Origin of the sequence: Actinomadura logoneensis (assembly GCF_003428695.1) — a bacterium.
In the GTDB taxonomy this organism is placed as follows: domain Bacteria; phylum Actinomycetota; class Actinomycetes; order Streptosporangiales; family Streptosporangiaceae; genus Spirillospora; species Spirillospora logoneensis.
Genome location: NZ_QURH01000999.1, coordinates 1 through 11,701 on the forward strand (window position 1 = coordinate 1; position 11,701 = coordinate 11,701).

Below are 11,701 nucleotides of genomic sequence, written 5' to 3' on the forward strand. Positions count from 1 at the left end.
ATGCCGCTCAGGATCGATCGGCGGGCCGGGCTCGCGGCGGGCCTGCTGGCCCTGGCGGGCGCGGCGTGGCCGGCGGCGGGCGCGCTGGGCCTGGTGGACCGGCCGACGCCCCCGCCGCCGCATCCGGCGAACACCCCGCCGAACCCGGACGCCTGGACGCCCGAGCCCGGCGCGCAGAAACGGCTGCGGAACGAGCCGGGCGCGCTCCAGGGGTTCGTGGCGCTGTCGTCGCAGGGCCGGATCGCGCAGGTGGACGTCGCGACGCACGCGGTCGTCGCGACGAGGATCCGGACGGACGCGGCGCGCGGCGTCGCGGTGACGCCGGACGGCCGGAAGGTCTATGTCGCCGACACCGGGCAGTACGACGTGGCGGTGGTGGACGTGGCGTCCGGCAGGGCGCGGAAGATCCCCGTGGGGCCGTACCCGCAGGCGGTGGCGGTCGCGCCCGGCGGGCGCTCGGTGTACGCGGCGGTGACCGGCGGGGACACCGGCCCGGGCGGCTCGGACGAGGTGAAGGTCATCGACACCGGCACCGACCGGGTCACCCGGACGATCCGGGTGGGGACCGCGCCGCGCCAGATCGCCTTCTCCCGCGACGGGCGCCGCGCGTACGTCACGTTCGCGGGCGGGGTCGGCGTGATCGACACCGCGTCCGGCAAGGTCGTCCGGAAGATCGGGGCCGCGCCCGCCGCGCAGGGCGTCGCGGTCACCCCTGACGGCGGGCGGCTCCTGGTCACCGATCCGCGCGGCGGCCGGACGTGGCTGGTGGACGCCGCGTCCGGCCGGGTCACCGCGAAGATCGCCACGCCCGACCAGCCGTGGGGGGTGGCGGTGGCGCCGGACGGCCGCAAGGCGTACGTGGCGCGGATGAACGCGGGCTCGGTCGCGGTGCTGGACCTCGCCGCCCGCAAGGTCACCGGAGAGGTGCGGGTGGGGCGGCTGCCCGCGCCGGTCGCGTTCACCCCGGACGGCCGGGAGGTGTGGGTCGGGAACGTGCTCTCCGGCAGCGTCTCCGTGATCGATCCGGCCACGGACCAGGTGACGGCGACGGTCGTGGGCGGCGCCGGCACCAAGCCGATCGACGCCGCGCCGCAGTCCATCGCCTTCGGCCCGAACCTGTGACCGGCCTCCCCCGCCCCGGGTCGGCGGCGGGGCGGGGCGTCAGTCGCGCGGCGTGGGGCGCAGCCGGCGCGGCAGGGTCGCGACGACCACGTCGTAGGACTGGTCGAGCAGTTCGCGGACCATGCCGGTGTCCAGGCCGCCGTCCAGCAGGACGGTGACCCAGTGCCGCTTGTTGAGGTGGTAGCCGGGCCGGACGGTGTCCGGGAACTCGGCGCGGAGCGCGACGACCTCGTCCGGCGGCAGTTTCAGGCTGACGCTGGGCGGGTCGGCGTGCTCGGCGAGCAGCGCGAAGATCTTGCCGCCGACGCGGTAGACCGCGGGCTGGTCGCCGAACGGGAAGTCCTCGGCCGCCCCGGGGAGTCCGAGGCAGTGCTCGGTGACGTCGTCGGGCTTCATCGGAAGCTCACCTTCCTGGTCTCCGGCCCGCGGGTCGGGCGGGGTCAGGGAATCTCGAAGTGGGGGTTGCGGATCACGCCGACCAGGTCGCCGACCGGGTTGCGCACGACCGCGACCTCGATGCCGCCGCCGACCTCGCGGCACGGGGTGTGCGGCTCCGCGCCCGCCTCGACGAGCCGCGCCTCGGCGGCGGCGGCGTCCTCGACGCCCCAGTACACGATCGGGCCGTCCGCCGGGTCGCCGTCGGGATCGAGCGCGAGCTCGTAGCCGCCGACCTCGTAGCCGACGTAGAACGGCTCATCGAAGTAGGGCTCGATGCCGAGCACGGCGGTCCACCAGAGTTTGGCGGCGGCCAGGTCCGGGGCGGGGTAGACGACGGTGCGCAGGCCCAGCATGCCGACGGTCACGAGCGGTTCTCCACTGTCAGGTTGTGCGGCGGCCGGCCCGCGACGGTTCGGCCGCCGCGCGGCCTGGTCAGCGCGGTCCCCTACGGGCCCGGCGTGGACCGCTGCGGGGCGCGGCGGGTCCCGGCGCCCGTCCACGACGCGGTCGGGGACGTCGGGCCGGGTGGCGGTGTGGTCAGCGGGGTGGTCAGCGGGGTGGTCAGCGGCGTTCGAGCAGGCCGCGGACGTAGGCCGCCTGCCCCACGTGCTGGAGGCTGTCGTCGGCGACGCTCACGAGCCGGACGCCGAGGGTGACCGGCGGGTCCCAGCGCTCGTCCACGACGCGGTCGAGGTCGTCCGGGGAGAGCCCCGCGAGGAACTTCGCCGTGCGGGCGTGGACGGCGTCGTAGTACTCCACGAGCACGTCGGCCGTGGGCCGGACCCGCGCGACCTCGTCGGGGGTGTGCCCGTAGCCGGTGAATCCGGGGTCGGACGGCAGGCCGAACCGGGCCGCGAGGTCGCCGGACGTCCAGATCTGGTCCTCGTCCAGGATCTCGGCGAGGTGGGCGTCCTGGACGCGCGTCAGGTGCCACACCAGCCAGCCGATCGTGTTCGCCCCCGGGTCGGGCGGGGTCGCGAGCGCCGTCTGGTCGAGCCCCTCCACCGCCTCGCGGACGAGCGGCGGGATGCGCCCGTAGAGTTCGCCGAACAGGTCGTTGACGTTCATCCCGCGACTCTAACCCGCCCCTCCGACATTCCTCGGGCGCGCCCCCGGCCGTCCCGTCCGCGCACGTCAGAACGTTCCCGGCCCTTGACCGGCGACGGAGGCGCACATCGGCGGGCAGGGGACGCCCGCGACGTGACGGGGTGGGCCCGGCCACCCCAGCGGTGGGTGACCGGGCCCGCGGTCCCGGCGGACGGGACGGGTGACCTCGCGCGCCGGGCGGCCCCGTCCCGGCGGACGGAACGGCGGCCGTGCGCGGCGGACGAGAGGAAGGGCAGGACGGGCAGGACGGGCCGCGCGGTCTCGGCGGACGACGCCGGTCCGGCGCCCGGAAATTATCCGAAACCGGCCCCCGGCACAAGGGCCCGCTCGAATGACCGGCAGGTCAGGGGACCTGGTGGTCGAGCCAGCCGAAGATGAACGGGAGCATGTTGCGCCACACGACGGTGCCGTGCTCGCCGAGCCTGGTCGTGTACTTGGTGGCCTTCACGGGCGCGCGGACGTGCGTCATGAACCGGTCGATCTCGGCGGGCGGCGCCTCGGGGTCCCGGCCGCCGGTGGCGAGCAGCAGCCGCACCGCCGGGGCGCGTTTCAGCAGGTCGTAGGGCGCGTTCTCGCGCAGCAGCCTCGGGTCGCGCCGGATCGCGGCGTCGGTGGACTCGTAGGTCCCGGCGATGCCGACGCCCGTCCGGTACAGGTTCGGGTGCTGGAGGGCGAGCTTCACGGCGCAGTAGGCGCCCTCGGAGTAGCCCATGGCGGCCCAGGACGCGGCGTCGGTCCGGACGCGGAAGTTCTGGTACATGAAGTCGCGGACGTCCCGGGTGAGCCAGGTCGCGACGGGGACCTGGCCGGGGATGTCGGTGCACTCGTTCGGCTTGCCGCCCGCGACGTTGATGGACGCCGACACCAGGATGAACGGCTTGGTCCTGCGGGCCCGGATCAGCCGGTCGGCCAGGTTGCCGGCGTCGAGGTCGCCGTACCAGGTGGTGGGCTCGCCGGGGGTGCCGCCGAAGAGCTGGACGACCGGGTAGGACGTGTGGGTGTCGCGCCGGTAGTCCGGCGGGAGGTAGACGACGACGCGGCCGGTGACGTGCGAGGCGGGGCCGGTGAACCTGGCCTCCAGGCTCTTGCGTCCCGTGTCGGTCCTGAAGCGCTTCTGGGTGAGCGGCCCGGGGCCGACGGGGCCGCCGCGGCGGTGGCCCTCCACGCCGCCGACGGTGGTCTGCGTGCCGCCGCCGTCGTTGAAGCTGGTGCCGAAGAAGTCGGCCGACACCTCGGCCCACGTCCCGTAGAACCCGCGCGCGTTGTTGATCAGCAGGCCGACCAGCGCGAGCGCGGTGACCTGGCACAGCACGATCAGCACGGCCCGGCCGGCGAGCCGCAGCGCCGCCGGTCCCGGCACCCGGTTCCAGGCGGCCAGGCAGCCGGCGAAGGCCAGGACGGCCAGGAACACCGACGCCAGCAGCGTCCAGGTGCTGTGTGGACCCATCGTTCGCGCAAACCCCCGTGTCGCGGGTCCACGCCCGAGAGCCCGCGGTTCGCTCAAGCAGCCGCCCGGCGGACGTCGGGGAGCGGTCGGGCGACCGTCGTCGGTCCGTTGATACCCGGAGCAGCTGATCAACTATAAGCCGGGAGAAAGGCGGAGAAGGCCGGTCCGGTGCGCGATATCCCTTTTTTCACCTGCCGCTAACCTTGGGAAACGCGGCTCCGCGGCGTCCGGACGTCGCCCCGACGGCGTCCGGCGCGCCGCACCGCGCGTCCCGGGCACGGCCTTCTCGACGTTCGGTCACCGTTCGGTACACGCTCAGCGAGCTTTCAGAGACCGCGCGGAAGACTCCCAGATTTAACCCACCGGCCCGCCGCACGGCAGAACGGCTGAACGGCTGAACGGCTGAACGGCTGAACGGCCGGCCGCCCCCGGAGGGCGACCGGCCGTTCAGCGGGCCGAAAAGCCGATCAGGCGATCGGGTCAGGCGATCGGCCGGGCGGTCGGCGGGATCGGGTACGGCAGCGCGGTCTGGCCCGTGAGGAACCGGTCGATGCCGTGCGCGGCGGCGCGGCCCTCGGCGATGGCCCACACGATGAGGGACTGGCCCCGGCCCATGTCGCCCGCGGCGAACACCTTGTCCACGCTGGTGGCGTAGTCGGCGTCGCGGCGGACGTTGCCGCGCTGGTCCAGCTCGACGCCGAGCTGGGCGAGCAGGCCGTCGCGCTCGGGGCCGAGGAAGCCCATCGCGAGGGTGACCAGCTGCGCCGGGATCTCCCGCTCGGTGCCCGGGATCGGCCGGAACCCGGTCTCGGGGCCCTCGACGCCGACGACCTCGAGCGCGCGCAGGTCGCCGTCCTCGTCGCCGAGGAACGCCACGGTGTTGATGGCGTAGAGCCGCTCGCCGCCGAGGTCGCGCAGCTCCTCGTGCGCGCTCTCCATCTTGAACAGCATCGGGTAGGTCGGCCACGGCTGGTGGTCGGGCCGCGCCCGCGGCGGCATCGGCATGATCTCCAGCTGGGTCACCGACGCCGCGCCCTGCCGGATGGCCGTGCCGACGCAGTCCGCGCCGGTGTCGCCCCCGCCGATGACGACGACGTGCTTGCCCGCGGCGGAGACGGGCGACTCGGGGAAGTCGCCCTCCTGCACCTTGTTCGCCGGGGGCAGGTACTCCATCGCCTGGTACACGCCGCGCAGGTCGCGGCCGGGGACGGGCAGGTCCCGCCAGGCGGTGGCGCCGCCGGCGAGCAGCACCGCGTCGTGCCGTTCGCGCAGCTCGTCGGCCGTGATGTCCACGCCCGCGTTCACCGAGGTCCGGAAGGTGGTGCCCTCCGCGCGCATCTGCTCGACGCGCCGGTCCAGGTGGCGCTTCTCCATCTTGAACTCGGGGATGCCGTAGCGGAGCAGGCCGCCGACGCGGTCGGCGCGCTCGTAGACGGTGACGTCGTGCCCGGCGCGGGTGAGCTGCTGCGCGGCGGCGAGCCCGGCGGGGCCGGAACCGACGACCGCGACCCTCTTCCCGGTCCGGACGGCCGGGGGCCGCGGCCGGACCCAGCCCTCGTCCCACGCCCGGTCGATGATCTCCACCTCGACCCGCTTGATGGCCACCGGGTCCTGGTTGATGCCGAGGACGCAGGCGCTCTCGCACGGGGCGGGGCAGAGCCGCCCGGTGAACTCGGGGAAGTTGTTGGTCGCGTGCAGCCGCTCGATCGCGTCCTGCCAGTCGCCCCGGTAGACCAGGTCGTTCCACTCGGGGATGAGGTTGCCGAGCGGGCAGCCCTGGTGGCAGAACGGGATGCCGCAGTCCATGCAGCGGCTCGCCTGCCGTTCGACCTTGGGCCGGGCGAAGTCCTGGTACACCTCGGTCCAGGACTTGATGCGCACGTCCACCGGGCGGCGCTGCGGGAGCTCCCGCCCCGCGGTCAGGAAACCCTTCGGGTCAGCCATGTCGGAAGTCCCCCTCTCAGCTCTGCGCGGCGGCCATGATGGCCTCGTCGACGTCGCGGCCCTCGGCGCGGGCGGCCTCGGCCGCGTCCAGCACCCGCCGGTAGTCCCGCGGCATGATCTTGGTGAAGCGCGCGGCGGACGCGTCCCAGTCGGCGAGCAGCGCCGCCGCGGTCCCCGATCCGGTCTCGGCGCGGTGCCGCTCGACCAGGCCGCGGACGAACTCGGCGTCCTGCGGGGTGAGCGCCTCCAGGTCGACCATCTCCGGGTTGACCCGCTCGGGTACCAGGTCGAGCACGTAGGCGATGCCGCCGGACATGCCCGCCGCGAGGTTGCGGCCGGTGCGGCCGAGGATGACGGCGCGCCCGCCGGTCATGTACTCCAGCGCGTGGTCGCCGACGCCCTCGACGACGGCCGTGGCGCCGGAGTTGCGGACGCAGAACCGCTCGCCGACGACGCCCGCCGCGAACAGCTCGCCCGAGGTCGCGCCGTACAGGATGACGTTGCCGCCGATGATCTGCCCGGACGGGTCGAACGGCGCGTCCGCCGGGGGACGCAGCGTGATCCGGCCGCCGGACAGTCCCTTGCCGACGTAGTCGTTGGCGTCGCCGACCAGCCGCAGGGTGATCCCGCGCGGCACGAACGCGCCGAACGAGTTGCCCGCCGAGCCGGTGAAGGTGACGTCGATGGTGTCGTCGGCGAGTCCGGCCCCGCCCCACTTGCGGGTGACGGCGTGGCCGAGCATCGTGCCGACGCTCCGGTTGACGTTGCGGATCGGCAGTTCGAGCGTCACCTTGTCGCCATAGGAGATCGCGCCCTCGGCGAGCTGGATCAGCGTGTTGTCCAGGGCCTTGTCGAGCCCGTGGTCCTGGGTGGTGGTGCGCCGCAGGGACGTCCCGGCGGGCAGCTCGGGCCGGTGCAGCACGGGCGCCAGGTCCAGCCCGGACGCCTTCCAGTGCTCGACGGCGTCGCGCGCGTCGATCATCTCGACGTGCCCGACCGCCTCGTCCAGCGTGCGGAAGCCGAGCGCGGCCAGGTACTCGCGGACCTCCTCGGCGATGAACTCGAAGAAGTTGACGACGAACTCGGGCCGGCCGGTGAACCGCTCCCGCAGCACCGGGTTCTGGGTGGCGACGCCGACGGGGCAGGTGTCCAGGTGGCAGACGCGCATCATCACGCAGCCCGACACCACCAGCGGCGCGGTCGCGAAGCCGAACTCCTCGGCGCCGAGGAGCGCGGCGACGATGACGTCGCGGCCGGTCTTGAGCTGGCCGTCGGTCTGCACGACGATGCGGTCGCGCAGGCCGTTGAGCAGCAGCGTCTGCTGGGTCTCGGCGAGGCCGAGCTCCCAGGGCGCGCCCGCGTGCTTCAGCGAGGTGAGCGGGGACGCGCCGGTGCCGCCGTCGTGGCCGGAGATCAGCACGACGTCCGCGTGGGCCTTGGACACGCCCGCGGCGACCGTCCCGACGCCGACCTCCGCGACCAGCTTCACGTGCACCCGGGCGGCCGGGTTGGCGTTCTTCAGGTCGTGGATGAGCTGGGCCAGGTCCTCGATCGAGTAGATGTCGTGGTGCGGCGGCGGCGAGATGAGGCCGACGCCGGGGGTGGAGTGCCGGGTCTTGGCGATCCACGGGTAGACCTTGTGGCCGGGCAGCTGGCCGCCCTCGCCGGGCTTGGCGCCCTGCGCCATCTTGATCTGGATGTCGTCGGCGTTGGCGAGGTACTCGCTGGTCACGCCGAACCGTCCGGACGCGACCTGCTTGATGGCGCTGCGCCGCAGGTCGCCGTTGACGTCGGGGGCGAACCGCCGCGGGTCCTCGCCGCCCTCGCCGGTGTTGGACTTGGCGCCCAGCCGGTTCATGGCGATCGCGAGGGTCTCGTGCGCCTCGGCGGAGATCGACCCGTAGGACATCGCGCCGGTGGAGAACCGCTTGACGATCTCCGAGACCGGCTCGACCTCCTCGATCGGGACCGGCGGCCGGACGCCCTCCTTCAGCCGGAACAGCCCGCGCAGCGTCATCAGCTTTTCGGCCTGCTCGTCGACCCTGGAGGTGTACTCCTTGAAGATCTCGTAGCGGCGGGTGCGGGTGGCGTGCTGGAGCTTGAACACGGTCTCGGGGTTGAACAGGTGCGGCTCGCCCTCGCGCCGCCACTGGTACTCGCCGCCGACCTCCAGCGAGCGGTGCGCGGGCTCGTTGCCGCCGGCCGGGTAGGCGCGGGCGTGCCGCCGCGCGACCTCGTCGGCCAGGACGTCGAAGCCGACGCCGCCGAGCCGGGAGGTGGTGCCGGTGAACGCGCGGTCCACGACCTCGGCGCCGAGGCCGATCGCCTCGAAGATCTGCGCGCCGGTGTAGGACGCGACCGTGGACACGCCCATCTTGGACATGACCTTCAGGACGCCCTTGCCGTACGCCTTGACCAGGTTGCGGACGGCCCGGGCCTCGTCCACGCCGTCGATGCCGCCGGCGCGGACCAGGTCCTCGACGGTCTCCTGCGCGAGGTAGGGGTTCACCGCGGACGCGCCGTACCCGATGAGCAGCGCCATGTGGTGGCACTCGCGGGCCTCGGCGGTCTCCACGACCAGGCCGACGCGGGTCCGGGTCTTCTCCCGGATCAGGTGGTGGTGGACGGCGCCGGTGAGCAGCAGCGACGGGATCGCGGCGCGGGCCGAGTCGCTGCCCCGGTCGGACAGCACGATGATCCGCGCGCCGCCCTGGATCGCCAGCGACACCTCGGCGCAGATCTCCTCGATCCGCGCCCGCAGCGCCGCGCCGCCGCCGGCCACGTCGTACAGGCCGTGCACGACGTGGGCCTGCAGGTGCGGCAGGGAGCCCTCGTCGTTGATGTGGATGATCTTGGAGAGCTCGTCGTTGTCCAGGATCGGGGTGGGCAGCACCAGCCGGCGGCACGAGTCCGGGCCGGGCTCCAGCAGGTTGCCCTCGGGGCCGAGGGTGGACTGCAGGCTGGTCACCAGCTCCTCGCGGATGGCGTCCAGCGGCGGGTTGGTGACCTGCGCGAACAGCTGCTTGAAGTAGTCGAACAGCAGCCGCGGCCGGTCCGACAGCACCGCGATCGGGGTGTCGGTGCCCATCGACCCGATCGGCTCGGCGCCGGTCCGGGCCATCGGCGACAGGATGACCTTCAGCTCCTCGTTGGTGTAGCCGAAGGTCTGCTGCCGCTTGACCAGGGTCTCGTGGGTCGGGATCTCGCGCTCGCGGCGCGGCAGCTCCTCGAACCGGACCAGGCCCTCGTGCAGCCACTCCCCGTACGGGTGCTGCGCGGCGAGCTCGGCCTTGACCTCGTCGTCCTCGACGATCCGGCCGGCCTCGGTGTCGACCAGGAAGATCTTGCCGGGCTGCAGCCGGCCCTTGCGGACGACCCGGTCGGACGGGATGTCCAGCACGCCCGCCTCGGACGCCAGCACCACGAAGCCCTCGTCGGTCACCCAGTACCGGCCGGGGCGCAGCCCGTTGCGGTCCAGCACCGCTCCGACGACCGTGCCGTCGGTGAAGGTCACCGACGCCGGGCCGTCCCACGCCTCCATCAGGGTGGAGTGGAACTCGTAGAAGGCGCGCCGCGCCGGGTCCATCTCGGTGTGGTTCTCCCAGGCCTCCGGGATCATCATCAGCACCGCGTGCGGCAGGCTGCGCCCGCCCAGGTGCAGCAGTTCCAGGCACTCGTCGAAGGACGCGGTGTCGGACGCCTCGATGTCGATCACCGGGTAGATCCGGGACAGGTCGCCGGGGATCAGGTCCGACTTCAGCAGCGCCTCGCGGGCGCGCATCCAGTTCCGGTTGCCGCGGACGGTGTTGATCTCGCCGTTGTGCGCGATGAACCGGTACGGGTGGGCCAGCTCCCACGCCGGGAAGGTGTTGGTGGAGAACCGGCTGTGCACCAGGGCGATCGCCGACGCGAACCGCTCGTCCGACAGGTCGGGGAAGAACGGCTCCAGCTGCGGCGTGGTGAGCATGCCCTTGTAGACGATCGTCCGGCTGGACAGGCTCGGGAAGTACACCGGGGCGTCCTGCTCGGCGCGCTCGCGCATGCAGAACACGGCCCGGTCGAGCTCGATGCCGGTCTTGCCCGCGTGCGGGCCGTGCGCGGCGGCCGTCAGGAACAGCTGCGCGAAGTGCGGCATGACGCGGCGCGCGGCCGGGCCGCAGTGGGACGCGTCGTGCGGCAGCTCGCGCCAGCCGAGGACGGTCAGGCCCTCCTCCACGCACAGCGTCTCGATCCGCTCGACCGCCGCGGCGCGCTCGGCGTCCTCCCGCGGCAGGAACGCCAGGCCGGCCGCGTAGGAGCCCGCCGCGGGCAGCTCGAAGCCGCACACCGCGCGGAAGAACGCGTCGGGGATCTGGACGAGGATGCCCACGCCGTCGCCGTCGTCGGGCTCGGCGCCCACCGCGCCGCGGTGGTCCAGGTTGCGCAGGACGGTTAGGGCGTTGCTGACGATGTCGTGGCTCTTGCGACCGTTGAGATCGGCCACCATGCCGACGCCGCAGGCGTCGTGCTCGTTCCCCCGGTCGTAGAGGCCCTGGTTCTGTGGCAGGCCCGGTGTGAGGGCAGCAGCGGCCATCGAACCCTCCCGTCGTCGTCGTGTCACTGGCTGGTGTCAGTGCAGGCACGGGACGGCGTTGGCCCTGCTGCGGTGCGATGAGACTACATCACTGCCGGGATCATGCCCGAAGCGACCAAGTCGCGAAACGTGTCCGGGTCTGTTGATCTTCGTCGATCTCTGTGATCTCCGCGTGGTTTAGACCACTCTAGTGGCCGGTGACCCCGCGAAAACGCCCTGACCTCGGTGAGCATCATCACCGGGGTCCGGACGTTTGAAACATGCGGATGTGATCAACGCCCGGCGGGAGCGGGCGCCGCACGGAAGCGGGCGTCAGTGGGAGCGGGCGGCGCGGTCCAGGACGGCCGGGGGCTTCTGCCCCTCGATCAGGACGGACAGCAGCGTCTCGTCCTTGGCGGCGCTCGCGGCGTCTCCGCTGCCCGTGAGGCGCTGCGCCCAGGCCACCACGGCGTAGTGGCCCATGGCGACGCCGCGCGCCGCGCCGTAGCCCTTCTGCCCGAACGTGGCGAGCGCGTCCCCGGCGCCGGAGGACAGCGGCCGGACGAACCCGCCGCCGCCGTTCTGCCCCAGTCCGTCCACCACGGCGTTCGCCGAGGGTGTGTCCACCAGGTTGAACACCGTCACCGACAGGGCATAGCCGTGCGAGGTATCCGCGTACAGCGTGCGCGCGACCTGGGTGCATCCCGCGCGGCGCAGCGACCTGGCGGTCTCGGTGCCCCAGACGGCCGCCGAGCAGTCGCCGCCCAGCTCCTTGCCGCGCAGGGTCAGCCGCGCCTTCCGGGACACCTGGACGGTCGAGGCGTCCGACGGGAACGCCTCCGCCTCCGTCAGGGGCGCCGCGTCCGTGGCGCGCTTCTCGATCCCCGCGTAGGCGCGGCCGGACGGCGAGCTGGAGTACGTCGAGGGCGTCACCCCGGCGGGCGCCGCCGCCCCTGACGAACCGCCGCGCCGGTCGCTCGCGGGACGGCCGTCGCGCGTCCCGACGACCAGCGCCGTGACCCCGACCGCCAGCAGCAGCGCGAGCCCGGCCGCCCACCCGAAGTAGGTCCGCGCGCCGGGGCCGCGCCGGC

General features: G+C 73.4%; 7 protein-coding genes and 1 pseudogene. 1 reads left to right on the plus strand and 7 read right to left on the minus strand.

From position 1 onward, the window contains the following. Nucleotides 1-1,122, plus strand: a 1,122-nt coding sequence (locus DZF91_RS34220; protein WP_117361181.1) for a beta-propeller fold lactonase family protein, incomplete at its 5' end; no start/stop codon positions are given. Nucleotides 1,123-1,161: 39 nt separating this feature from the next. Here DZF91_RS34220 and DZF91_RS34225 read toward each other — a convergent pair. From DZF91_RS34225 to DZF91_RS40715, 7 genes and pseudogenes are all read right to left on the minus strand, one after another. Further along, a complete protein-coding gene (locus DZF91_RS34225; protein WP_117361182.1) occupies nucleotides 1,162-1,518 on the minus strand; it encodes an MmcQ/YjbR family DNA-binding protein in 357 nt (118 codons plus the stop codon). A 44-nt stretch (nucleotides 1,519-1,562) separates the two neighbouring features. Continuing rightward, nucleotides 1,563-1,925 carry a VOC family protein gene (locus DZF91_RS34230; protein WP_199487090.1) on the minus strand — a complete coding sequence of 121 codons (363 nt, stop codon included), beginning with the start codon at nucleotides 1,923-1,925 and terminating at the stop codon, nucleotides 1,563-1,565. Between the two features lie 196 nt (nucleotides 1,926-2,121). After that, on the minus strand, nucleotides 2,122-2,628 hold the full coding sequence (locus DZF91_RS34235; protein WP_117361183.1) for a mycothiol transferase: 507 nt from the start codon (nucleotides 2,626-2,628) through the stop codon (nucleotides 2,122-2,124). 382 nt (nucleotides 2,629-3,010) lie between these two features. Then, nucleotides 3,011-4,114 carry an alpha/beta hydrolase gene (locus DZF91_RS34240; RefSeq protein WP_117361185.1) on the minus strand — a complete coding sequence of 368 codons (1,104 nt, stop codon included), beginning with the start codon at nucleotides 4,112-4,114 and terminating at the stop codon, nucleotides 3,011-3,013. A 480-nt stretch (nucleotides 4,115-4,594) separates the two neighbouring features. Continuing rightward, complete coding sequence (locus tag DZF91_RS34245) at nucleotides 4,595-6,058, minus strand: glutamate synthase subunit beta (RefSeq protein WP_117361186.1); 1,464 nt, start codon at nucleotides 6,056-6,058, stop codon at nucleotides 4,595-4,597. A 16-nt stretch (nucleotides 6,059-6,074) separates the two neighbouring features. Beyond that, complete coding sequence (gene gltB / locus DZF91_RS34250; RefSeq protein ID WP_117361187.1) at nucleotides 6,075-10,631, minus strand: glutamate synthase large subunit; 4,557 nt, start codon at nucleotides 10,629-10,631, stop codon at nucleotides 6,075-6,077. A 312-nt stretch (nucleotides 10,632-10,943) separates the two neighbouring features. Next, nucleotides 10,944-11,701: pseudogene (locus tag DZF91_RS40715) on the minus strand (hypothetical protein); the annotation flags it as partial.